Raw genomic sequence first — 24634 nt, forward strand, 5'->3', positions numbered from 1 at the left:
AAGGTTAGCCTATGGTCGATTCCAGTCCTGCAAATTTGCAATACTTGACGAACCCACTCTTGAACAAAGGGACTGCCTTTTCATTGCGCGAACGAGAAGAACTCGGATTGATGGGTCTTCTACCGCCACACATTGAAACACTCGAAACTCAGATAGACAGGGCTTATGCCGCCTTTGAACGTGAGGAGACACCGCTGGAAAAGCATGTCTATTTGCGCGGTCTGCAGGATGACAACGAGGTTCTGTTTTACGCTCTATTGGTCCGGCATTTGTCCGAGATGATGCCGGTAATTTACACGCCCGTTGTGGGGGATGCCTGCAAGCGGTTCAGTGAAATTTACGACCACCCACGCGGATTGATCATTCCATACCCCGAGCGCGACCGGATTGATGAAATACTTGAGAATGCCATCCTGCCCTCTGTCGAAGCTATAGTCGTCACCGATGGAGAGCGGATTTTGGGTTTGGGCGATCAAGGCGCGGGCGGCATGGGAATTCCGATAGGAAAGCTTTCGCTTTATACCGCCGCGGGTGGAATAAGCCCGTCTGTGACGCTTCCGGTGGTTTTGGACGTCGGCACCAACAATCAGGATCGGCTGAAAGATCCCCTCTATATCGGCTGGCGAAATGAGCGCATCAGCGGGGATGAGTACTTTGAGTTTGTCGAACTTTTTGTTCAGGCGGTAAAGCGCAAGTGGCCGGATGTGTTACTGCAGTTCGAGGATTTTGCACAGCAACATGCGGCACCGCTGCTGGCGCGATATCGCGATCAACTCTGTACTTTCAATGATGATATTCAGGGCACGGCGGCAGTAACGGCAGGCACTTTGCTGGCGGCCTCCAACGTCACCAACATTCCGCTAAAAAACGCAACCATCGCGTTCCTCGGAGCGGGCTCTGCAGGGGTGGGTATCGCCGAACAACTGGTTCAACTCATGGTCCGACAAGGACTATCCGACACTGAGGCACGCAGGCGCATCTACATGGTGGATCGGGCCGGGTTGTTAACCGATGCAATGACAGACCTTCTGCCGTTCCAAAAGCAAATTGTACAACCCCTCGACAAAGTGGGTAGCTGGGCCGAAGGTGAGATTTCGCTGCTGGATGTGATTAATCACGCCAAACCCAACATTCTAGTTGGCGTCAGCGGGCAGGCGGGCTTGTTCTCAGAGGAAATCATTCGTGCGATGGCTTCTCACTCGGAACATCCTGTCGTGTTGCCGCTTTCGAACCCGACATCGCGAATTGAGGCCGTGCCCGCAGATATTATCCACTGGTCAGATGGTCGCGCAATGGTCGCCACCGGAAGCCCGTTTGAGCCGGTTGTTTACAACGGAAAGACGCACCATGTCGCGCAATGCAATAACTCCTACATTTTCCCAGGCATGGGGCTGGGTGTACTGTCGGTGGGCGCGCGCCGTGTCACTGACGGAATGTTCATGGCCGCCGCTGAGGCGCTGGCGGCATTGTCGCCTGCTAAATCCGATCGCACCGCCAGCTTGTTGCCCGATGTTGAGGACATTCGCCAGGTCAGCAAAGCAATCGCATTTGCGGTTGGTCAACAGGCGCAGTTGGATGGAGTTGCGCCTAAATCCACAAATGAAGAACTGAAAGCGGCAATAGATGCGAAGTTTTGGATCCCGCAATATCAGGAGATTGCCTGAAGCAGACCCGCGTCAGAATAACTGGAGGTTTGTCTTTGCGAATTCAGAATCCACTGGGTCTGTTATAGGGAATGAGATACGGCATCGGAGTGTGGTTCTGACTATGACCTTTGCGCCGCCTCACGCCTGAGTGGCTTTTGTATCGCAGCGCAAAGGGCTCCCACCAGCAAAACCGCAGAGGCCACGATCAGGCTGTCCCCTATTTCTCCGGTTATGTCCCCGATGACACCGGCCCCGATCGGCCCCAATGCCTGTGAGACAGCGAACACCACGGTAAAAAAGCTAATGGTTGCACCCCAATCCTGCTGTTCCACATTCTGGCGAACAAAGTTGGTTACTGCAGTAGGTGGCATAAAGACTGATAGTCCGAATACGAGTGCCGACAAAATCAACCCATATCCAGATGAAACCAGGATCGGTAGTGCCGAACCCAATGCGACTCCGCTTAGGATCAGTGCCAAGGGCATTCCAGACGAATAACGAGCCAGCACCCCGCGCCAAATAAAAGGAGACGCCATAATACTGAACCCAAGAACCATCCATGTTGCGGTGGTCAACAGCACACCGGATTGCTGCTCCTTCATCCAGACAGAGATAAAAGTGACGTAGACAATGTAACCCAACCCGAACAGCGCATACCCGCCGAGTTCGCCAAGCATTCCGCGCACTGGGGGGATGGACGGCAGTACCGCGTCGTGCTCGGTTTCGTTCAGTCTGGTTGAAGCCCAAATCGAAAATGGGCAAATGATCAGGGCCGCCAACCCGACTCCGATCCACGCCCAGTCCCAATATTGTGGCCCGAACACGTCCAACATGCTCGGAAGGGTTGCGCCGCACAATGCAATACCAAATCCACCGCCTCCGCCAAAGTACAGGGCGATGGCCAACGCGTTCTTTCGCGCGTCGCTCTGGAACAGAGATGCCGCCAGTACGCCGCCTGACACAAATGAAAGAGCACCAAACATTCCCACCAAGGTGCGACAAGCGGTTTGCACCACGAGGCTCTCATCAAATCCGGTCGCCAAAAGACACAATGCAGTCGCCACAGTGCCGATTGCGAACAACCGCGACGGTGAAAAATGTCGGATCAGTAAAAGAGTTAGAATCGAACCCACTATGTAACCAATCGAATTGGCCGTATTGAGCCAACCGGATTGAGTGAGACTCCAGCCAAGGCTACTTTTCATAGACGGCAGAATTAGACCGTATGCAAAGCGGCCGAAAGCATTGGATATGCTAACGCCGAGTGCAAGGCCCAGCAATATTAACCACGGGTTTGCAGGTTTTGCCGCGGACATGGATATCCTTCCAAGTTGAACGGTCACCGTGCCCCAATGCGTTTGGTTGTGCAATCCCAACCGATCTGACCACGCGGCCTGGGTTCAATTGATTAGCGACTGTTCGAAGATTGAGGAGGGCAGCTTTGGAACGGCGCAGTGCCTCAAACACAACCTGTGCTGAAGAATAAGATGAACATCTTCCGCGTCTGCGCGCACGAAGATTAAGGTAATACATCTCCGCATTCGGGCAGAATGGACGCCTCCCTTAGCTCGGCGCCTGCGGCCGTAACAAACCATCCCATGGCAAGCAGCCCGCAATTGTGATCCGACCGACTGGGCCGTCACACTATGTGAGCTGCACCGCTTTCTTCTGCCGCTAGTCGTTTCAACGCCATCCGGTCAAGCTTGCCGCCCATGGTTAACGGTAGTGAATCAACTTCCCGAACAACGTCCGGTGCCTTGTATCCAATCTGCTCTCGCGCAAAGTCGATGATCTCTCCGGCGCGCACCGGGGGTGCCCCTTCAACCAAGCTCACAAAGGCCCAAACATCCTCGCCATGCATTTCATCTCGGACCCCAACCGCAACTGCTGCCGCGACTGCGGGGTGTGCTGTCAACGCATCTTCGACCTCTGCGGGGCTGATGTTCGAACCGTCATGTACAATGACCTGTTTCCGACGCCCCCGGAACCAGAAATAGCCATCCCCATCCTGCCGCATCAAATCGCCTGTATCGAGCCAGCCATCCTGAAACGCCGCCCCTGTTGCCTCGGGATCCTTCCAATACCCTGTCATCATGGTCGGGCTTTTTACCCAATGCCGACCGTCCAACCCTAAGGGCACCTCCTCACCGGCTTCGTCGCGAAGCACTGAGACATAGCCCGGATTGTTTAATCCAACTGCGCCCAGTTTCTCGGAGCCGCCATGGGTATTGGAATGCGACGTACCCATTTCCGTCATTCCATAAAACGCCCCAATCGGCACACCAGCCAGCGCGCCGAACGCTTCAACCAGCGTCTGCGAGGGCTTGTCCCCACCAGCCATCATCGTCTTTAGCGAGCGAAAGTCTTCGCGCACCGCCCCGTGCCCCGTGACCAAAGCCGCCAAAGGCGCTGGTAAGATCTGCGCCACCGTTGGGCGCGTCTGCCTCAAGAGCCCCAAAAGCTCGTCCGGTGTAAATTGCCGCGCAATACTTGTCTTGGCGCCCGACCAAAGCCCTGCAAATGTCAGTCGCAATCCGGCGGTGTGCGAAATCCAAGACGCCGGCAACACCACATCCTCGGGCCCCAACCCTAGCCCCTGCGCATTGCTTGCCACCATGTATCCCATGCTGGCATGACTGTGTGTGACGCCCTTTGGCTTGCCCGTGGTGCCTGAGGTGAAGAATATGAAAGCCGGAGCCTCAGCCCGAACCTTTGGCAGTGTTCCTTCACCCTCTGCGTTCAGCAGATCGTCAAAAGCGAGCGCTCCGTCCACTTCCCCTGCATAGACAATCACGCCTTTGGGCAATCGCGCTACGCCAGGGACCGCGGTTACATCCTTTACCCGCTCGCCATGTACCAACAGTGCCGCCGGTGTCGCCAACCCCAGTGCATAGTCGATATCCGAAGCTGAATAGCGATAGTTGAGCGGCATCGCCACAAGACCAGCCCGCATGCAAGCCAGGTAGTGGATTATCAGCGCCGCGCGGTTTGGCATAATGGACGCCACTCGATCCCCCGGCTCGAGCCCTAGGTTCAGATATTGCAACGCCAACCGCGTACAGGCGGTATCCAGTTCCCGCCAAGTCAGAGCCCCGTCCAACGCGTAAAGCGCAATCGCCCTGGGATCCGCTGCCAACCCCTGGCGAAAAAGGTTTGTTAAATCCGCAGGTGCGGCAAGCGGTGGTCCAGCTACCGACATGCACTTCTCCTCAAAACAGACCATTTCGGCACCTTCACTGTGCCACCCAGACTCCAGCAAGGATGCCGACCTACTTGCCTCAATGGCTAGGTAACGAACGGAATCCAATCACGTTATCGATTGGTCGCTGGATCGAGCATACTGTATTGATGTCTATCGCCAATAGCGAACGACGGAGACATCCGCGATGTTTGAGTTCGTTGCTCTTGAGACAATGCACCTGCGACGAATGTCCGCTTCGAGGAAGCTGCACCGCGGCGTCACGCGACGCGATGAACGGCAGGTTTGGGTCGATTTTCGTCCGACCTGAAAGTGAATTATCGATTGGGCATTGCGTTCCAGGTCAGCTTCTGAGCCCGATGCGGGAGTCGAGTTCATTTGGATACGAGCGGGGTTAACCGTTGATCTGTAAACCCTTACTTTTGTTCTTGTAGCCATTAATCCGCTCCTGGGTTTCGGTGGCCTCGCGCTTGAGCCAATCCACGAAACGGCGCAATTGGGGACGCTGCAACGTTTGTTCTCGCAGGTGAATCCGAAATGGGTTTGGCGCTGAAAGCCCTTTTTCAACAGGATAGGGAAGCACCAAGGACCCTTCTTCCAGATCGTTCTCTATCAAAGAAGCGCCGCAAAGGAGAAAGCCCACATCTTCTCTCACCGCTTCAAGGGCCATCTCCGCTCGCTTGTAATACGGTCCTCGGTCAGCGCCAGTACGCCGCATTCCGAAAGTTTGGAACCATTCGCGAAAACCTGGCCTGTCTTCTTTACTTCTGTGCTCTTCCAAATGAAGAAGCGGCATCCCCTCCATTTCGTGTTCGGTGTCATAATCGGCTATTCTGCGTAAGTTGTCTGGGCTGCAAACGGGGACGAGGTAGTCCAAGAAGAGCGGCTCACCTTTTTCGTATCCGCCGTATTCAACGCGGATATCTGGCGCCCCCAGCCGCATCGGAACGTCGCCCGCTCCGTTGATGCAAAAGAGAATGTTTGGATGGTTTTCTCGAAATCTCGGTAACCGAGGTGCCAGCCACAATTCGGACCAATCCGGGTCGGCAACGATGTGAATTTCGCTAACACGCTGAAAATCGAGCGTAGTCGATACGCGTTCAAGTGCCGAAAATGCAGTACGAAGATCCGTCAGTGCCCCTGCCAGTTCGGGTGTTGGGTGTAAACCCGACCGTCCACGGACCAAAAGGTCTGTTCCAAGATAATCTTCCAGCGCCCGGATCCTTTGACCAACCGCAGCTGGGGTGATCCCCAATTCGCTAGCGGCCGCTTTTAGTGAACCGGTTCGAAGGGCTACTTCGATAGCTTGAAGAGACTTGAGGTGCGTCGCCATACGTGTTTGATAAAGATTTCCTTTCGATGGTGCAAACTTCCGCACTACTGCGCCAGTTTTTCTTTAGTTCCGCAAAGAAAATTTGGTTCGGAATCTTGAAGTCTGAGTGCCACAATCTCTGTACACGGCAAAACGGAGGTACAGATATGCTGAAGAGATTTGTAATCGAACGGGACATTCCTGGAATCGGAGATTTTTCGTTGACCGAGCTTTGCGCTGCATCACGTGCTTCAAATAAAGCCCTTGCCGACGTCGGCCCGTCAATTCAATGGCAACATTCCTATATTGCCGGAGACAAGACATTTTGCATCTATCTGGCTGAAAGCGAAGCCGAGATTCAGCAACATTCTGAGTTGTCGGGGATTCCAGTAGGGAAGATAACTGAGGTTCACCAAATCATCGACCCGCTTACCGCGAACAATTGATGCACACGGCACGCTGGCGGTGACCAGTCCTAGTTGGTCACCGCGCGCGACTTGCCTATTTTCTTTTAGCAAAAGTAGGCTAGCCCAATCATAGTCCCGATTAGGTGGCGCAAATGTGAATTTGAATCAGCCTTGGTTTCACAGATGCCGCGAATGGCGGGAATGCGGGCTGCGACCGCAGCATTTCAGATCCTTATCGAGTGACCGCATTGGGCCGAGGAAAACAACCAGTTCGTCTTCAGAAACAATTATCTACGTAGGAGCGCCCCCCAGGTCTCGAACTGTTCCGAAACCGCTTGGTGCTGCACCAAGCCTGATTTCTAATCCTCGAATATCCCGGTAGGCCGACCGTCGACGGTTTCTACATTCTTCCGTCTCCAATAGTCCTTGACGCCGTCCGGCCCCATTTCATCATAGAACGGCTCCAGTTCTTCTTCGCCTCGCGAACGGCGAAAATCCATCTCAGGCACTCCTGTGCCGCAAGATGTCTGGACGAGATCAATACTCAGCTCGAACACCTGACGGCTTCCCGCCAGCTTTGGGAAATTCGAGACCAGTGTTTCCCATTGCGTATCGCGAGGGTGGTAGGTGACTGCCTGCCCATAAACGCGCAGGATCATTGGACTGCCCTCGAACGCGCAGAACATCAACGTCATGCGCCCAGTTGCCTGCACATGAGCCGCTGTCTCATTGCCGCTTCCAGACAGGTTTAGCCAGACGATATGGTTGTCGTCTTGGATCCGCAGCGTATCCATGCCCTTTGGCGACACGTTGACCCGTCCGGTGTGATCGGCGGTGGCAACAAAGAACATATGCTGCCGCTCAATGAATTTCCGAAGTGATCTGTTCAGTCTCTTTCCTGTAGCCAATTCATTGCCCTCCCGGCTCCGATAATGTTGGTCAGATTGAGTCCGGCCAGTACATCCTTGATCCCTGCGGCCGAGTTTACCAGTTTCCTGCGCGGGATTTCGCGATGGCTGAAGTCGCCAAACTGTCAAGAAAGGACCGTCGGTCGCGGGCCCTGATGCCTTCGGATTTTAGATATGTGTCAAGTTGCTCGCGGATCTCCGGCAAAGGAACAGACTTCGCGAGGATCGCACTTGCGGCATCGTATTGAGATTTGACTTTTTTGCTGTCCGCCTCTTCGGCCCCTTCAGCGCGCATAAAATCCACCGCCTGGGTCGCCAGCACATCATAAAACGGCCGGGCGGGACCCGCCAGAAAAACCAAAAAGGCGGGATCAACCATCTGCGCTGCAGAGGGTGCGATATACCCGCCCTCCGAGTGACCAAGAAATCCGATGCCCGAGGCATCTATGTCCTGATGTCCTTCCAGAAAGCGGAATGCGCCTGCGGCATCATCCGCAAAATCGCGCAAGGAGGCATCCTCAAACGATCCGGTGCTTTCCGCGAAACCACGATCATCATAGCGAAGAACGGCATAGCCAGCCCGTGTAAGATGGTCTGACAAAACAAGGAAGGGTCTGTGACCGGCAAGCGCTTCATCACGGTTCTGGGGGCCGGATCCCGAAATGAAAATGACGGCTTTGTGGGGTCCATCTTCTATAGGTATCGTTAGTTCGCCCGCCAGCACAACATCGTCACCTCCAGCAAACCGAACCGTTTCAATCCTGTAAGGCCGATCCTCTGGATCTTGAGGTCGTGGGACAGTGTAGCTGTCATCGATACATCCCGTCAGAAGGAGTGTGACGAAACATATCAACCTGCGTTTTCCAATCGAGCGTCGCTCACGAGCAGCCTGCCTGAACTCTGTATGTTTGGTACTATGATTGGGTCCGATACTGCCACGCCAGCAGGTAGGCAAAAAACTGTTGGCCAAAACAACATCTCCTAGAGGCACTTACTTAACTGCATGTCGCAGAACAGGCACTCGTTGTCGTCCACGCCGACCTGTCCGGACAGGATCAGTTGTGAAGATTCTTGCTGACCAAACAGAGCAAACCATATCTTTGGCTTATGTGGTCAATTTTGCAAATTGGCGAAACGGGCAGAGCTCATGTACGCGTTGCCCTTTGCCGTTCATGCGAACCACTTCCCGTTCAATCCAACGTTGACGCTGATGAAGCGAGGGCTTCGAACCCACGCACTGATCGAGTGCGCCACATGATGCACTGATGATCCTGCTCGACGATTTTGAGTAGGTATCGATCTCTAACGCATTCGATATGTTGCGTGGCGACGATACTTTGGCACCTCGGGGGCTAAACCGCTATCTGAGTGTCACAAAGGGTAGTGAAATGGTTCGCAAGCGGTACCCAGATGATGAAGCGCTGAGGTTGCTAGCGAGGGGCAACTTTTAGATACAAGACTGGCCCCACAGGAAGCGAGTGATGTGTGGGTGAAAGTTTCCCCGGATTAACTCCACAGTACTGCGGGAGAGGGCAGCCCTTTCAGACCGCGCCTGACAGCCAAGATCGATCCGAAGGTGCCGGGTCGATGTCATGCACATCTTTGAGGAAGTTGATCCATAGCTGAACACTGTATTTAAGATACGAAGTGAGCGGATCTCGGCACACTCGCATTAGCAAGTTGTGCTGTCGGTCATCACCCTCACTATGACCGACCTACTTTAGTTATGAACGCTGACACTGGTTTGTGAAATTTGACCGACTAAGCCTGTGCTCCCCGCGTCACCAATATCACCCTTAGATTCCCGATGTTTTCAAAGCCAAGATCGTCATAAGGTTTGGCATCTTTATGAGTTTCATATCCTACGATGGGGCGGCCTGCGCCAAAACATTCTGCGCTGCGGGTTGCAGCATCCACAACCGAGTGATCGTTGGTCGGCCCAAACACATTTGACAGGCCAACCACTTCAGACGACAGATTTGCAATACAACCCGCCCGAAATCCTTCCCCGTCCTCTTGGCCAAAGAACGCGATATTGGTGTTATCCGATAGGCTGGCAGGGAACATGGGTGCATCAGACCGCACGTTCGAAGCGCTCCATGCGATTTCCCATCGCGCCAAGTCTTCTTCACTGGCAACCCTTTTCCAAGGAGCGTCGGAATTTATTTCGGCCGGAGCCTCTTTCCAGATCCACGTCGCTGAAAACAGTGTTTCTGCTGAAAGTTGCCCCAATGGTAAGTCGGCAAAGCTGTCCTTGACAGCAAATGAGGTTTGGGCGGTTACGCTTTCGAACCGCAATAGCTCCGGACCAATTCCGGGTCGTAAAGAAACCACCTTGGGGTAGAGAGGCAGAGGTGTCCCCTCGCAAACCAATGCGTTTTCGTCACGTCGCACCGCGATACCGTGGGCTGCAAAGACTGCGGCGCAAAGATCGGCATTGTTCTGGGCAGCCAATACCGATTTTCTCACATTGTTCTCGTTCATCACACCTTCCGGTACCAGACAGTTTGCTGCAGTGGCACCGGGTCGGCCTCTTGACCAATTTCAGCCCCAGAAACCATTGAACGCGTAGTTGGTTGGCGCGTCGAAGGTCGGAGGGAGTGGCCAAGATCGATCTGGTCAGTGAGTCACCGCCACCGGTTGCATCGGCATCTTATGAAGCTCTCAGTTATCGCACACAAGTGGATATCGCCGCTGGTCGACCCGTTTGTGTCAACGACCGCGATTCTTCTCAAGTTCGGTGAGCAGACTTGGCAAAAATGTATGCATTGCTCTTCGCAGGAGAGCGATCCCAAGATCGGTTTGACCCTTGCAGAGATTCCTGTCTTAAGGTTTCGAAGACACGGTTCAATGAGGATAGAATGAGCGATCTTGGCTTCACTTTTAGGCGGTCAAAGAACGGTGAGGTGGTGGTCGACCATCGCGGTAAGCGCGCCACGATTCTTCGGGGCGACAAAGCAGAATGGTTCCTGCAAGACATGGACGGGCTGGATTTCGACAGCCAGCAACAGGAGATGGCCCGCCTGACCGGAAATTATAAACGCGGCAATGAACGCAAGGCACGCAACCATCCCCGAAACAGGTAGGCTGATGCTCAAGACACTGATCCGCGGGAGCGCTGCAGCCGCTGGTACCATCCTCGTGTTCGGAGCTGTGACATGGTATGCAACTCTCCCCGAGGAGGACCCGAGAGGTATCTGGACGGTTCTGTCGCAAATTCCTTTGAAGGACGAGAAGGCAACGCAGGCGGGTTGATTATCCTACCAGTTGAACAAACTGCTGAAACGGGGAGAGTCCGGGTGTGAATTGACCTTCGCGGATCATGTTGACCAGCTCGATACCAGCCAGGGCAGATGCGGCTGAAGCGAAAGACTTGAAACCCAACATGGGCCTGATCCGGCGTTTAGATAGCATGAAGTCCAGGGTCTTGCCGTGTTTGTCGATGGCACCATAGAGATAAACCCACTCACCCTTCACTTTGACATAGGTCTCATCCATGAGCCACGAACGGTCGGTAGGACGCTTCTTGTGCCGCGAAGCATCAGCTGCAAGACCGGCATATCGGTTCACCCAAAGGTTCAGCGTCGCGTGATCCAGTTCAACGCCTCTTTCCGCCATGATTTCCTCCAGATCCCGATATGATACGCCGTATCGGAGGTAGAAAAAAACAGCATACAAGATCACTTCTTTCGGAAAGTGTGCACCCTTGAATGAGATTGTCACGGTCTGCTCCTATCTTATCTGAGCACGCGCTTCCAAAACGACACTCAGTCTGACAGGGGGAACTAAGTTTGCGAAAGAAACGCCTGTCCGCCGTACTGATCGGATGGTTCCTTTTGGGCCAGAACCTGACGATTTGGCAGATTACAGGGGCAGGAATTGTTTTGACGGCCGTATCGTTGGGACAAACGTCAGCCCGATCAACCCGGCCTCCCCTCTCAACTCTTGCAACTCAGAGGTAACCCAATGAAAATTATCGTTTTTGGCGCAACAGGTGCTGCCGGGTCGTGCATTGTCACCGAAGCCGTCGCACGCGGTCATCAAGTCTCTGCGGCCGTAAGAGATCAAGCGGGGCTCGCCAAGTTACCTGCAACCGTACAAGGACATATCGTGGACGTAAGCGACCCATCGGCCGTTGCAGCCGCGATGTCGGGTCATGATCTTGCAATCAGTTCTCTTCGGTCCCCAAGCGGTCGCGAGGGCGAAGTTGTTTCCCTTACAAAGTTCATTCTGGACGGTACGTCCCGGACAGGCATCCGGGTCATCATCGTGGGCGGCGCAGCCCGCTTGCGCCTGCCGGGCGGAAGCCCGCATACCGTCCTGTCCGATCCGGACTTTCTACCCGACAGTGTTGTTCCAACGGCGCGCGCTTCGTTCGCACAGGCCGAGCTGTGCCGCAGCAATGATGACGCGGATTGGACCTATGCAATCCCATCAGCCCTTTTGCAGCCGGGCGCGCGCCGTGGAACTTACAGGATCGGCACCGACAGCCTTCTGGTCGACGACGAGGGCAACTCGGAATTCTCGATGGAGGATTTTGCAGTCACATTGCTGGACGAAGCACAGAACGCGCAGTTCAAACAGACGTCTTTCGCCGCAGGGTATTGAAGGGCCTGACGTTTCGTTTCCGCTACCGCGCCCTGCCCGATCGGTATCTAGCAGGGCGCAATGGTTTCGCCTGCGCGGATTGCCCAGCCGACTCGCTGCTTAGACCGATGATGACACTCGTAATCGATCCAGAAGATAGCTGATGGTATTGTAGCGCGCCTTGAGGGTCGGCCCGACGGGACGCCGGTAGTCTCGTGCCGCGCATTCTGCCCGAATCCGAACGGCAAGATCGCTCACCAACTCCGACAGGTGAATGCCACTTGCGAGCAGGAAGGCTAGGTTGCAATGCTTGCAATCCGATCAAGCTCGTCGGCGACCAGCAAAGGTGCAAGAACCATTGCATCATGACCTGTTGCGATCTGCGTAACAGGCCAACTTTTCTGTTGCGCACGGGTCAGCGATAGGTTGGCCGGTGCGTAAGGTGGGTCAGCGCATTGGATGTAGTGAACATCCATCCCATCGCCAGCGGGACGGTCAAGGCACAACGCGGTTGTCATCGTTGCAAACGGATGTGGGGTGAGGCGGTCTTTGATGAAGGCAACATCCTCATCTTTGGTCACGCCCATGGCGTCTGGTTTCACCGGCGGCAGGGTCAGTCCGCCGCTGCTGGATTGCGCCAGGTCTGATCGCGCCTTGGCAAGTGCCGGATCTAAAAGTCCCATCCAGGTTTCACCAGATTCGAGAATTGCACCATCGAGGTAGATCAGCTTGGCTATTCTGTCCCCAATGCGGTCAGCGACGCCAGTAACGGTCGCGCCTCCGAAACTGTGGCCAACCAAAACAACGTCCTGCAATTGCTCAAAAAGCATATGTTGTACGATATCTTCGACAAATGTTGCCAGCGTGATGTCCTTGGTCAGCAAGTGGGATCGTTCCCCTACCCCCGTATTGGTCGGCGTTTCCACTCGATATCCCCGTTTTTTCAGGATTTCGGCCACACGCGACCAACACCAGCCGCCGTGCCAAAGCCCGTGAACAAGAACAAACGTCTGCGGCTTCATAAAGATCTCGCCTCCATTGGGGAACTGCTCTCTCAAGGTATGCACTAAAGGAATATTGGCCAAATGGATTCATAGCCGCGATCGAGGGCAACAGAACCCAGCGCAAAGGGTTCTGTTGCAACCCGGCTTTCCGCTTAGTGCGCAATATTATGATGTTTTGCACATTAGTTGAACTACTCTCAAAAATCCATATTATATCCGATAAGTATCCCTTATCATGCTTGATTGATTTTACCGGGGAATGGGCGCAGAATGCGGGCCATGAAGTGTCGGTTTTCCTTAACCAATGGACTCGCGACGGCATTGGTCCGTAACCCGTAGACCCCTGCCCCGATCCGGCAGCAAACCATATTAGATGCAGCACAGTAACCTGCAATTTTGTAAACAAATACCGGCACAAATCTGGTCCGCATCTACACTTAAAGGAACAACTCAGCGTAAGGCCAACCATGAAACATGGTGAAAACAAGCAAGAACAGTCTACAGGTTAGGGAAAATCGACACATGAAGCCCCCTGCCCCATACCTCCCTGCGGCCGCCCCTGCCCTCTCGGACACAGATCAGGAGGCGCTCACTGATCTTTATGTGCGCGGCACACCGGAAAACACGCTGCGGGCATATGAACGGGATCTGCTTTATGTCACCGCCTGGAAGTCCGAGCGGTTCGCAGCGACGCTGAACTGGCCGGAAAGTGAGGCCACCGCTCTCGCCTTCATTCTCGATCACGCCCGCGATCTGAATGACGCACCAGAAACGGATGTGGCGCGCGAAACCGCAGAAGCGCTAATTGCTCAGGGGCTGCGCAAGTCCCTCGCCTGCCCTGCCCCTTCAACGCTGGACCGGCGCATCGCCTCCTGGTTGGCCTTCCACCGGATGAAGAACCTCGCCTCCCCGTTTGATGCGCCTCAGGTGAAACAGGCCCGGTCCAAAGCGCGCCGTGCCGCCGCCCGGCCCCCTGCCCCGAAATCTGCTCACCCGATTACCCGCGATGTGCTGGAGCAGCTGCTGGCCACCTGTCGCGGCTCTCGCCGGGATTGTCGCGACCGGGCTTTGCTGATGCTGGGTTGGGCCAGCGGCGGTCGGCGACGCTCCGAGATTACGGCTCTGATGCGCGAGGACGTGTCGCTGAAAGAGTTCGATAAGGAAGGTCTGGTCTGGCTTTCGCTGCTGGAGACCAAGACCACCGCCAAGGGTGAGACCCCGCGGCTGGTGCTAAAAGGCCGTGCCGCGCAAGCCTTGGTGCATTGGATCGAGGTTGGACAGATTAATAACGGGCCACTGTTCAGACCAGTCTCAAAAGCGGATCGTGTGTTGAAACGTCGGCTTTCGCCGGACGCTATCTATCAGATCGTCAAACATCGCCTTCAGTTGGCAGGGTTGCCGGAGGACTTCGCCTCGCCGCACGGGTTGCGGTCCGGGTTCCTGACCCAGGCGGCGCTCGATGGGGCTCCGATCCAGGCCGCCATGCGCCTCTCGCTGCACCGCTCCATGGCCCAGGCACAAAAGTACTATGACGACGTCGATATCGCAGAAAACCCGGCGACGGACCTGTTGGGGTGAGCACTTACTGATTGTTCAAAGCAATCTCAGCCCGAAGGATATGCTGACTACCGCGACTATGTATTATTCTCTGCTCCGCCTTCAAAGTGGCCAGCGCGGAAACATATGCAGCAGATCGCAATAGATCTTCAAATTGATCGACTAGCTGACGATGTTGCAAACATGTCTTGAGATGGCAGTGTCACTTTGCACTCCGCTAGCACAGGTCCCAGCAGGTTTGCGAGAGCACAGGATGCGATGCGCATGGCAAGAGAGCCTGCATTTTGTGTCACCTCAAAAAAGTTCACAGCTGTGAACTATTCCAACAACATGTGGTAGAGCTCTTAGCTCACTACCCTACATGTAAAAAAAGGTTGACTTGAATCATTTCATCAGGTCTCAGTGATGGTAGAGCGTAAATCGCCAATTCGAGCATACAGATGTAACCATGATCCCAACCACACCCATAGCATCAACTTCTCCAGTTGATATCAGCAGTGAGATCAGTAGTCGATTGAATCTCGCAATCAAAGAACACCTTCTTGCGGCCTATGCTCCAGACTCAACAAAGCAACTGCGCCTTTTCCCAGCTCAAGAGGTTTGTGACCTGATGGGCATTAGCCATCAGTATCTTCGCAAGGCAACTGTTGAGGGCGCTGTTCCCGAGGCCAGTGAGATCAATCACGGTCGTAGGTATTATACAGGTCAGGAAGTTTGGGAACTACGAAAACTTCTGGACGCCCGTAGTAAAACTCCAGGACGATACGTCCCACGACGGCGCGAAGGCGAGACGCTACAGCGAATTCAGGTGATGAATTTCAAGGGCGGATCGAGCAAATCCACGACATGTATTCACCTTGCGCATTACCTCGCCCTGCAAGGCTTCAGGGTGCTTTGTGTTGATCTTGATCCTCAAGCCTCGCTTTCGGCAATGTGTGGCCTTCAAACCGAGCTGGATGAGAGTATTGATACCGTTTACGACGCGATCACATACCATGACCCAATTCCAATGAAGGAAGTCATCCGAGAAACTTACTTTCCTGGCCTTTCGATCGCGCCCGGCGGACTGATGCTGTCCGAATTTGAGGCAGAGTCGGCCAAACTAAATAGCAAGCAACACCCCTTTTTCGCGCGCCTTCACGACGCTCTTATGTCAGTTGAGGCCGACTACGATGTGGTTCTGATCGATAGCCCCCCAAGCCTTGGCTTTATCACAATGGGTGGTATGGCGGCCGCGACTTCAGTGATTGTGCCACTAACTCCTTCGATGCTCGATGTCGCGTCCACAGCGCAGTTTCTAAAAATGACTTCGTCGTACATGGAGGTAATTGAAAGAAGCGGAGCAAAACTTGTTTATGATAACTACCGTCTCTTGATTACGCGGGATGAGCCGGTCGACACACCATCTCAAACAATTGTCGCGTTCATGCGGGCCCTCTTTCAAGAGCGAGTAATGACTGCAACCAGCCTGAAAAGCACCGCGATTAGCGATGCAGCGATGCTTCAGCAATCAATCTATGAGCTGAACAGATCGGACCTGACACGTGCAACTTACGACCGAGCCAAGTCCTCTATGGATGCCGTTGGTAAAGAAGTAGAACATATGGTTCTTGAAGCATGGGGACGCAACTGATGGCAAAAGAACGCAGAGCAAGAAAGCGTCATTCCAGCATGATGGAGATCGCAGAACAAGCGACTATGGATGTCAAGGACGCGGCCCCCGCCCCTGCCCGACCAATCACTCCGGGTCTTCAATTCATTGAGGACACATATAACGCTATAGATGAGATAGACCCAGATCTTATCGATGACTGGGGCGTCGAAGACCGACTCGAGAAGTTCACAGCTGTGAACTCCGGAGCTGACGAAGACACGGACATACCCAACCATTCACTTGAACAATTGGCGGATAGCATTCGAGAAAATGGTCAGCAAGTGCCAATTCAGGTGCGCCATGAACCTGGTCGAACCGGTCGTTACCAAATCATTTATGGTCGGCGTCGTCTTGCTGCCTGCCGCTATCTGAAAGAAAACTACCCAGATGAGAACATTAAGATTAAAGCCAATGTTGTCGATCTTGATGATGACAAGGCTCTGATTGCCAAGGCTCTTGAAAATGCGTCCAGGAAGGATCTCACATTCTATGAGCGCGCTCGATTTGCTACAGACATCATTGCTTCAGGAAAAAGCAGGTCAGAAGTCATAACAATCATGTCCCTGACCAAGTCTGGGTTGTCCAACCTAGAGCGCGTTACGAAGTCAATACCGCGAGAACTGGGTGATGCCATTGGAGCCGCGCCAGGCTTTGGTCGCACCAAGTGGATGATCTTGGTGGACGCTTTAGATCAAAAGGTGATCACGCTTCGCAACGCATTCCGTGAACTGGAGAAACTGCCTCCCGACTCTTCTTCAGACGAACGACTCCTGGCGCTGCTTGATGAGATAAAGAGGAAATCCGAAACACCTAGACCGAACCCCAGAATCGTCGGAGAGGGCCTGGCAACTGTCAAACAAGGAGCTTCCGGACTGAACATAAGTATAAATGACAGCGTAGCTCCGGGCTTCTCTGATTGGCTAGACGAACACATTGAATCTCTAATGAAGGAATTCCGGGACCGCTTTGAGGCAGTAAGTGGACGGAAGTAAGAAGTTCACAGCTGTGAACAAATCATAGGCAAGCGAGCAAAGGAGAAAAGGTAGAAAGAAATAGCCCCCGAAAGCGGTGATGCTCCCGAGGACCAAATCTTGTCTAGCAACTTGAACTTAGCTCCTCCCGAATCACCACACAAGAAAAAACACCCTTGGGTGGGCGATATTTCTGTGTCTGCTGACAAAAAACCATGAGGACAGTAACAAATTTCGCTCCATCAGGAGCAGTCAGGTCGTTGACCGGGCAGGGGGGTAGTGCGCCCAAATGGATGCAACTCCGTGCCATAGAAGAGGCCCGTGAGCCACTTGGGCTGAAAGCAACAAGCATATCTATTGTTCGAGCCATGCTTTCATTTATGTCAGCTGACCGTGTCAGTGAAATGGCCGATGAACATCACATCGTCTATGCCAGCAATTCTTCAATAGCTGAGCGTGCCCACGTGAGCGTTCAAACAGTAGAGCGTCACATCTCGAAGTTGGTAAAATTGGGCATCATTAAACGCACTACCGCAGCAAACGGTAAAAGATGGTGCAGACGAGACGGAGCAGGGCAGGTAACGCTGGTCAGTGGATTGTCGCTTCTACCCCTGGCAACCCGTCATGCGGAGTTTACAGCCCTCGCCGGTGATTATCGTCGTGCGCAAGAGGCCCTTCAGGTGCTTCGAGATGAATGCACAGTAGCGATGGCCCGGCTTCAAGGCGTCATCTCAGATGGAGTTCAGGATCTACTCGTTCGGGCGCGACTAATCCTACGCCGTCGGCCGCAACAGGACGTTCTTCAGGGGCTGCTGGACGAGATAAATGAGTGTGTTTCTGTGGAGAACCGCTCGTCGGAAACCTACGAGCCCATCAATTTGAGGGATGGCGGCGGCGAAATTGAGGGGCACAAAGAACATTTACTGATTCATAATAGTAAAAAAGAAGATCATTATTGGAAGAAGGTGACCCCGGATCAAATGGAACACGCATTCCCTCGGCTGTGTTCAGAATTGCGGTTCGCGCGAGATCAAACACATTGTGATCGACTAATGGACCAATTGGCTGACCACATGCGACTTGGGGAGGGTTGGTATGCAATGAAATCATCACATCCCCCAGCGATACGCTTCATGGTCTTAGGTTATATTTTGCAACGCGTTGAAGGAGTGCGAAGCCATAGAGCGTACCTGACGTGGATTATGAACAAGATTGATCGCGGAGAAATGGAACCGAGGAATCTCTTGATACCTCAGAAAACTAGGCGGGATGGATGGGAGGATCGCAAGAATACTTAACGTGGTGCCCCGGATAGCGGCCAATTGCTCGAAGGCGCCACCGGAAACTCCCGCAGCGGTTTGTCTCTTCGTCAGATTTTTCCGCGCTGTAGCCCTCGCTGAATGCCGGAGCTTTGCGGTACGTTTACTACCTCATTCGCGAAGTTTAGACCCAATTGTCACAACGGCAAATACTGAGCCCAAATTGGCTGGCCAACCTGTCTTTTGTTTTGTAAGATAATGAAGTTAGGTGGCTTTCCTGTTGTTTTTAAAGGATAACTTTCCAGCTATGGTATCGGCTCAACAACTCATCGGACTCGTAAAGAGCCATGCAGAGGGTGACGTGGATCGCTTTTACGATCTGGCGATGCAACTTTCTGCGAGCGAAGAGCAAAAGGGTCATAGGCGCTTGGCCGAACAGCTACGTCAATGGGCGGAAATGGGGCAGAAAGCCCCGGTATCACACGCACCTGCTGTCACCCCGATAGCTGCTCCGCGCGGTGACATGGCAGCATTTCTTGCCGCCTCATACCCAACGGAGCGGGTTGTCGATGTCATTTTGCCTCTGCGTATTGAAGATGAGCTCGCCCATGTTGTTGTAGAGACGAGAATGCGTGAGAAACTTGAGGAAAAGGGCCTAAAACCGCGACGCCGGCTTTTGTTGTCTGGCCCGCCGGGCACAGGAAAGACATTGAGCGCGTCAGCGCTTGCAGGAGAGCTTCAGTTTCCGCTGTTTTCCGTCATGTTGCACGGTTTGATCACCAAATTTATGGGCGAGACAGCTCAAAAGCTAAAAATGGTGTTTGACGCGGTTAAGACCACACGCGGCGTTTACTTGTTTGACGAGATCGACGCCCTTGCGGCTGCGCGCGGGAACGACAATGATGTCGGAGAAGCCAGGCGTGTGCTCAATTCTTTCTTGCAGTTCCTCGACGAGGATACAGGGCCGTCCATTGTAATCGCCACAACCAATTTGCCTGATATTCTTGATCGTGCAGTATTGCGACGGTTCGATCTTGTACTCCCGTACGAGATGCCAGATGCGTCTTCGATCAGGCAGGCAATAGAGCGTCGTTTGATAAACTTCTCTATTGCTAGAATAAGCTGGAAAAAGGTGACGGACTTTGCCAATGGATTGTCTACAGCGGATGTTGTAGCCGCCGCTGAAGACGCAGCACGACGTGCGGTGCTTACAGATACAGACAAAATTGCGACACAAGATTTGATAGCGGCTCTCGAACGCCGCCGTTCATTACAAGTTTTAGGAACCGACACAGTTGGCAAGGAATCTTCGACACTTTCATCTTCGCAACCTGGGAAAGGCACACCCGTTTCAAGCCAAAGGCGGGGGAGGTCAAAAAAGGCCAAGTGATGTTCTAGATCGTGCGGCACACGCGCAAGCGCTTCTTCAGGCTATTGACGCGCTTCCAAATACCCAGCAGACGGATATTCCTGGGGTTTACCTAGAGGTCAAGTCTCGGCCAAACGAGCGTTTGAAGAAAGACAGCCTTGATGCAAGCGATTTAACATTACTTCGTTTTGAAGACGGGTCGCATAGTGGCACCAATCAAGAGCGCGCGACGGTTTTTGCGACGGCCAAAGGCATAGAAAAGCTCCGTAAGAAGGTCGACCAATTTGAAAACGAAAATACGCCTGACCGTGTCAAAGATGGCGAGATCGTTCCAGGGCGGCCAAAGAACGCGGATCTCGTTCAAAGCGTAGCAGCCATAACCGAGGCTGGGCTTCGCGCTCTGTGGCGCAGCCCAAGCAACAAATTTCCTGAAGGTCGTGGCGCCGCGAATTGGGAAATTTGGTTGGAGCCAAACAAAGTCGACAACTTCACTGAAAAGGCCCCAAAATTTGGTTTGGCAATTGGCGAAGAACGCCTGCATTTTCCAGAAGATGTAGTCGTGATTGCGCACGGTACACCGGAGGTTCTAGGATATGCTATCCGACGTCTTGGCGGTGTTCGTGCGATGGCGGCACCGACTGTTACCGCCGATTTTTTCGACGGAATGGATGTCCAAGAACAGGCTCAATGGGTTGACGAACTCCTGCAGAGAACCGAATTTCCTCTGCACCCAAATCCTGGTTACGTGACTCTGATGGATACTGGTGTAAGCCGCGCACATCCGCTAATTAACCCCGCACTTGCCGCAGCTGACAGGCACGCCGCCAACCCGGCCTGGAGTCTCGACGATGTGAAGGGACACGGGACGCAAATGGCCGGCTTGGCTTTGTTCGGTGACCTTACGCCAAACCTCCACCAAGCCAATCCGATTACCGTTGTAAACCGGCTTGAATCAGTCAAGTTGTTGCCGGACGCAGGTGTGAACCCCCACCATCTTCTTGGGGCGGTAACTCGCAACGCTGTCAACATCGTTGAACAAACCCACCCGCGCCGTCGCACTTTTACTATGACCACCACCACTGGCGAAGACTCTCCGCACGATGGCGCACCGACATCATGGTCCAGTGAGCTTGATCAGCTCGCCGCCGGTGTTTCAGGTGCGGTCGACACGCCCAGGCTCATCCTTGTCTCCGCTGGCAACACCGACAATTTCACGTTTGGGGCCGGCGACTACCTGAACAAATGCGACCATGAAGACAATGAGATCGAGTCACCAGCGCAGGCGTGGAACGCTCTTACGATAGGTGCTTATACTGAAAAGACTCTATTGCCAGAGGGAGAAATCGCATCACCGCTGGCACCGTTTGGTGACCTTTCTCCGGCTTCCAGAACGGCATCTTGGTCTTCCACTTGGCCGCTCAAACCGGATATCGTTTTAGAAGGTGGAAACTGGGCATCCAGTGCTGTACCCCCACCGATGCGGCATGGCTGGCTGTCTCTTCTTTCAACACATCACAATTATCCGCTGCGCTCGTTTACGTTTACTTACGATACAAGCGCGGCGACAGCGCTTGCTGCAAAGGGGATATCGGAGCTCTGGTCTGAATACCCGCAGCTATGGCCTGAAACTGTACGTGGGCTGTATGTTTCGTCGGCCCGTTGGACGCCTCAAATGTTGTCACATTTACCAGCCGAACCAAACAAGGGCCATTACGCGACGCTGTTCCAACGCTATGGATATGGGGTGCCCGATCTCAGTCGCGCCCGTCGTAGCGCGTCCAATGCTCTTACGCTCATTGTCGAGGATACTATCACCCCATATGGATTGTCAGAGAAAACTGGCGGAGATATCCACAATGAAATGAAGCTGTTCACCTTGCCTTGGCCGGTTGAACAATTGCGTTCGCTTGGCAATGCAGAAGTAACGTTGCGAGTGACTTTGAGTACATTTATTGCTCCTAACCCCTCCGAAGCTTCACGTGGGTCAAAATACCGATACGCATCGCACAATTTGCGCTTCAAGTTGAACCGAGCTGATGAAAACGCTCAACGATTTATGGCCCGCATCAGTAAGCTTGCCGAACAGCCAGAAGGTCCACCAAGTGCTGAAGACGATCTTTGGGATTTCGGTAGTAACCGGCGCGATGTGGGATCGCTTCATATCGATCAACTGACATGTCGAGCTTCCGACTTAGCGCGTCGCAATCTTATTGCTGTTCATCCGGTTTCTGGCTGGAGAAAATCAAAAGCGTTGTTGCAAGGCGAGCTGCCGACGTTCAGATATGCGCTCATTGTTGAAATTGATGCTGAAGAACTGCAGGCGGAGCTTTTTTCTGAGGTGCAGACTTCCGTTGATGCATTGGTGGCGGCCCAAGCTGTCGTAGCGGTTTGAGGGCAAGGAGAAAATTGGGAGCCACTTGTCCGATCATACCAGTCTGGGTGTCAAAATTACCTGGTAGCGTCTCCATGAGCGCTATATGTCAGTCAGAAAAAATTTAATTGACCCTTCGGACACTATCGCATCGACGATGGAACAGCTTGTACTTCTTCCCCGAATAGCAACTATGACGAGACACATTGCAAATTTAAGGGCATTTGGGAGTCCGGATTGGGTCGATGAGCGAGGTGAGGGCTTTTTACTGGTTAAACTTTGCGCCAAGTTTGCCGTATCGGAGGTGTGAAGCTCAGACGACAGAAACCGTCTTCGATAGCTTGACCAACCAAAGTTCTTTTTCAGAAGAGATTTTTTTATGAAAACACGCAAAGTCGATCCCTCTAGCACGCAGACCAAATACGAGATTGAACAGTATTTGAGATCCGTCAACGAAGGCGACGAGGTTGTAATCCGCAGCACTCAAGGTGGACTATTGGATTTGAAGGTTACTAAAGTCACCGGTACCAAGCCGAGTGCAGGGCGCCTTTATACCGAGCATAGTGGCGGTTGGGGAGGAACTGCTTGGTATGCGAAATCTGGGAAGAACTGCTATGCCCCCAAGGCCCAATCAAATCTCGTTATCCCAACGCGCGAAGTCCTTGAATACGCAAGCTCAGTCAAAACTCCTGAGTTCTATGTAGTCGCGCCTGGATCCCACATGCTCTAGCTATCGAACTGGAACTACGCAGAGGGTTTTGTTGACTAAATCGACGCCGAGCGGATCGACAACCGGGCCAATCTTGTGGCCAATTTCGAATTTGTTGAACGACCATTTAAGGTGCTTGACGATACGCTATAGAAGTCATACCCAGTGATTGGCCTTCACGCAGGCCGGTGTGCCCGCCATGCAAAGCTAAGCAGCGTTTCAGCTTTAAATTAGCGCCTCCGCGTCTACTGCGCGGTATGATTAGTAGCGGGCACCTAGTCAGATCCAAAAGGAGATGACACATGTCAGATTATCACATGAAAAAGTTAAACGTGTTGGGGAAGCGGTACGCGCGAGCGACCACTATGGCCCACAACGAAGCTTTAAACGCTATCGCAGTAGAGCTCGGTTTTGCTCACTGGAAGGCACTGACTGATGCTGCGAAGGCTAAATGGCAGCCAACCGAAGACGATCTCAAGCAAGCTGAAGCGTTTGTATGCGATGCTGGTGCCAAGACAAACGGTGATGCTACCAATAACGACGCTCTATTCTCTTTCGAACTGGCATTCGAAGAAGGGGAGCTTTGCGGTCACTGGTACCAGATTGGAGACAGTCTTGGTGATGTTGTAGTTTCCGGCAAAGGTTGGGACTTACGGATTCCGGAGGCTCCGCTTGAAGCGCCTATTGTTGAAATTGACGAGCGCTATTCAGAAACAAGCCCGGTAAATGATCCGAAGTTTCTTGCCCAACTTCTTGAGATTGCTCAGGCGCGCAGCAATAGAGTGCGCGCACAGATGGCGGTTGATTGGCCACGAAGATCAACAAAAGCAGATCTTGATGGCGTTGCAAGGCATCCATTGGGGCGTGGCGACGCCACAACATGGTTTTGTCACAGCTGCGATGCAAAGATCACGGGCGCGCAAGCGGCCGAAAACTACTGGCATTGTCCCAACTGTGGCACTCACCCATTGAATGTCCATCCGGTACCATTCGATGATCAGTTTCCTGGGGAGCCAGTTCAGACTCCAGATGTGGCGCAAAGGCAGAACCCGGAAGTAAGGATTGTGGAGCCGCGGCTTACACTGCGTTTGGATGAGGACACCGTTTCAACTTTGGTTCGCTGCGCGTTGCTTGAGGACGCGATCACAGTCAACGAACGGCTTGGCGCTATTCGCGCACAAATAAGTCTGATCGACGGAGAGGTTGTTTGGATCACCTTTGACGAATTGCTTTGGCCGGAGGACAAGGAGCCGACCTCAGCGCTGGCGGTTGCCGCGAAGCTCGGGCTCGAGGTCGAACAAGAGATTTCTGCATTCTCGGAACCATTCGCCTGGCCTGACTTAGGGGGAATGACGGCAAACACTGCCGAGTATGTTGAAACTCTGTTGAACGCCTATGAGGAACACGGAGTGATAAAGCGCTGAAGCCGACGAAAAAACGTCAGCTGCGTGGCCGGGTGTGAAATCCCGGTCACCTGATTTTGCAAAGTCATTGGACAGAGGAGCTTTATTGATCGACAATCGCGCCATGGAGCTGACAGAAACCAAACCTATCCACCTGATCCATGTGGACCCCGACGTCAACATGGCCCGGTTCTATGGGATTGAACTGCAACCGACGCTGTTTGGAGAGCACCGCAAAGTGTGGGGCAATCAGGCTACCATTTGCGTTTCTTCGTGAG

Annotated in this window: 22 protein-coding genes; 14 read left to right on the plus strand and 8 right to left on the minus strand. The window is 53.4% G+C overall.

The window, feature by feature from the left end; genetic code table 11:
• Positions 1 to 11: 11 nt before the first annotated feature.
• Positions 12 to 1664: an NAD-dependent malic enzyme gene (locus GOW16_RS14395; RefSeq protein WP_170416166.1), complete on the plus strand. Its 1653-nt coding sequence runs from the start codon at positions 12 to 14 to the stop codon at positions 1662 to 1664.
• 101 nt (positions 1665 to 1765) lie between these two features.
• On the opposite strand, the gene GOW16_RS14400 is transcribed toward GOW16_RS14395, so the two are convergent.
• The 3 genes from GOW16_RS14400 to GOW16_RS14410 form a co-directional block, all read right to left on the minus strand.
• Entirely contained in the window at positions 1766 to 2962 is a 1197-nt protein-coding gene (locus tag GOW16_RS14400; protein WP_170416168.1) for a YbfB/YjiJ family MFS transporter, read from the minus strand.
• A 323-nt stretch (positions 2963 to 3285) separates the two neighbouring features.
• Positions 3286 to 4845 (minus strand): class I adenylate-forming enzyme family protein, encoded by a 1560-nt coding sequence (locus tag GOW16_RS14405; RefSeq protein ID WP_170416170.1) that lies wholly within the window; start codon positions 4843 to 4845, stop codon positions 3286 to 3288.
• A gap of 394 nt (positions 4846 to 5239) precedes the next feature.
• Entirely contained in the window at positions 5240 to 6178 is a 939-nt protein-coding gene (locus GOW16_RS14410; RefSeq protein ID WP_170416172.1) for a LysR substrate-binding domain-containing protein, read from the minus strand.
• A gap of 2 nt (positions 6179 to 6180) precedes the next feature.
• Between GOW16_RS14410 and GOW16_RS14415 the strand changes: the two genes are divergently transcribed.
• Entirely contained in the window at positions 6181 to 6603 is a 423-nt protein-coding gene (locus GOW16_RS14415) for a DUF4242 domain-containing protein (protein ID WP_368039909.1), read from the plus strand.
• 320 nt (positions 6604 to 6923) lie between these two features.
• Here GOW16_RS14415 and GOW16_RS14420 read toward each other — a convergent pair whose 3' ends face one another.
• The 3 genes from GOW16_RS14420 to GOW16_RS14430 all read right to left on the minus strand — a co-directional run bounded on the left by GOW16_RS14420 (position 6924) and on the right by GOW16_RS14430 (position 9956).
• Complete coding sequence (locus tag GOW16_RS14420; protein WP_170416174.1) at positions 6924 to 7472, minus strand: pyridoxamine 5'-phosphate oxidase family protein; 549 nt, start codon at positions 7470 to 7472, stop codon at positions 6924 to 6926.
• Positions 7473 to 7548: 76 nt separating this feature from the next.
• Entirely contained in the window at positions 7549 to 8196 is a 648-nt protein-coding gene (locus GOW16_RS14425) for an alpha/beta hydrolase family protein (protein WP_217354620.1), read from the minus strand.
• A 1037-nt stretch (positions 8197 to 9233) separates the two neighbouring features.
• Entirely contained in the window at positions 9234 to 9956 is a 723-nt protein-coding gene (locus tag GOW16_RS14430; RefSeq protein WP_170416178.1) for a hypothetical protein, read from the minus strand.
• A 377-nt stretch (positions 9957 to 10333) separates the two neighbouring features.
• Here GOW16_RS14430 and GOW16_RS14435 point away from each other — a divergent pair, with 377 nt between their 5' ends.
• On the plus strand, positions 10334 to 10558 hold the full coding sequence (locus GOW16_RS14435; RefSeq protein ID WP_170416180.1) for a hypothetical protein: 225 nt from the start codon (positions 10334 to 10336) through the stop codon (positions 10556 to 10558).
• Between the two features lie 4 nt (positions 10559 to 10562).
• The gene (locus GOW16_RS14440) at positions 10563 to 10727 is read left to right on the plus strand and encodes a hypothetical protein (RefSeq protein ID WP_170416182.1); all 165 of its coding nucleotides are present in this window, start codon (positions 10563 to 10565) and stop codon (positions 10725 to 10727) included.
• Here GOW16_RS14440 and GOW16_RS14445 read toward each other — a convergent pair whose 3' ends face one another.
• A complete protein-coding gene (locus GOW16_RS14445; RefSeq protein ID WP_170416184.1) occupies positions 10728 to 11195 on the minus strand; it encodes an IS6 family transposase in 468 nt (155 codons plus the stop codon).
• 243 nt (positions 11196 to 11438) lie between these two features.
• Here GOW16_RS14445 and GOW16_RS14450 point away from each other — a divergent pair, with 243 nt between their 5' ends.
• Positions 11439 to 12080, plus strand: coding sequence for an NAD(P)-dependent oxidoreductase (locus tag GOW16_RS14450; RefSeq protein ID WP_170416186.1), 642 nt, complete (start codon positions 11439 to 11441; stop codon positions 12078 to 12080).
• Positions 12081 to 12355: 275 nt separating this feature from the next.
• Here GOW16_RS14450 and GOW16_RS14455 read toward each other — a convergent pair whose 3' ends face one another.
• Positions 12356 to 13081: an alpha/beta hydrolase gene (locus tag GOW16_RS14455; RefSeq protein ID WP_170416188.1), complete on the minus strand. Its 726-nt coding sequence runs from the start codon at positions 13079 to 13081 to the stop codon at positions 12356 to 12358.
• 504 nt (positions 13082 to 13585) lie between these two features.
• Here GOW16_RS14455 and GOW16_RS14460 point away from each other — a divergent pair.
• From GOW16_RS14460 to GOW16_RS14500, 9 genes are all read left to right on the plus strand, one after another.
• The gene (locus tag GOW16_RS14460; protein WP_170416190.1) at positions 13586 to 14641 is read left to right on the plus strand and encodes a tyrosine-type recombinase/integrase; all 1056 of its coding nucleotides are present in this window, start codon (positions 13586 to 13588) and stop codon (positions 14639 to 14641) included.
• 427 nt (positions 14642 to 15068) lie between these two features.
• Positions 15069 to 16253 carry a plasmid partitioning protein RepA gene (repA, locus tag GOW16_RS14465; protein WP_170416192.1) on the plus strand — a complete coding sequence of 395 codons (1185 nt, stop codon included), beginning with the start codon at positions 15069 to 15071 and terminating at the stop codon, positions 16251 to 16253.
• Positions 16253 to 17266: a plasmid partitioning protein RepB gene (gene repB, locus GOW16_RS14470; protein WP_170416194.1), complete on the plus strand. Its 1014-nt coding sequence runs from the start codon at positions 16253 to 16255 to the stop codon at positions 17264 to 17266. Before repA ends, repB begins: the two co-directional genes overlap by 1 nt.
• A gap of 194 nt (positions 17267 to 17460) precedes the next feature.
• Positions 17461 to 18543, plus strand: coding sequence for a helix-turn-helix domain-containing protein (locus GOW16_RS14475; RefSeq protein WP_170416196.1), 1083 nt, complete (start codon positions 17461 to 17463; stop codon positions 18541 to 18543).
• Between the two features lie 229 nt (positions 18544 to 18772).
• Positions 18773 to 19894, plus strand: a complete 1122-nt coding sequence (locus GOW16_RS14480) for an AAA family ATPase (RefSeq protein ID WP_368039910.1) — start codon at positions 18773 to 18775, stop codon at positions 19892 to 19894.
• Entirely contained in the window at positions 19800 to 22265 is a 2466-nt protein-coding gene (locus GOW16_RS14485; RefSeq protein WP_254429783.1) for a S8 family peptidase, read from the plus strand. Before GOW16_RS14480 ends, GOW16_RS14485 begins: the two co-directional genes overlap by 95 nt.
• Before the next feature lie 358 nt (positions 22266 to 22623).
• Positions 22624 to 22974, plus strand: coding sequence for a hypothetical protein (locus GOW16_RS14490; protein ID WP_170416198.1), 351 nt, complete (start codon positions 22624 to 22626; stop codon positions 22972 to 22974).
• 281 nt (positions 22975 to 23255) lie between these two features.
• Positions 23256 to 24377, plus strand: coding sequence for a hypothetical protein (locus GOW16_RS14495; protein ID WP_170416200.1), 1122 nt, complete (start codon positions 23256 to 23258; stop codon positions 24375 to 24377).
• An 85-nt stretch (positions 24378 to 24462) separates the two neighbouring features.
• Complete coding sequence (locus GOW16_RS14500) at positions 24463 to 24633, plus strand: WGR domain-containing protein (RefSeq protein WP_170416202.1); 171 nt, start codon at positions 24463 to 24465, stop codon at positions 24631 to 24633.
• The last annotated feature ends 1 nt before the right edge of the window (position 24634 follow it).

Source organism: Ruegeria atlantica (genome assembly GCF_013033965.1).
In the GTDB taxonomy this organism is placed as follows: Bacteria; Pseudomonadota; Alphaproteobacteria; order Rhodobacterales; family Rhodobacteraceae; genus Ruegeria; species Ruegeria atlantica_D.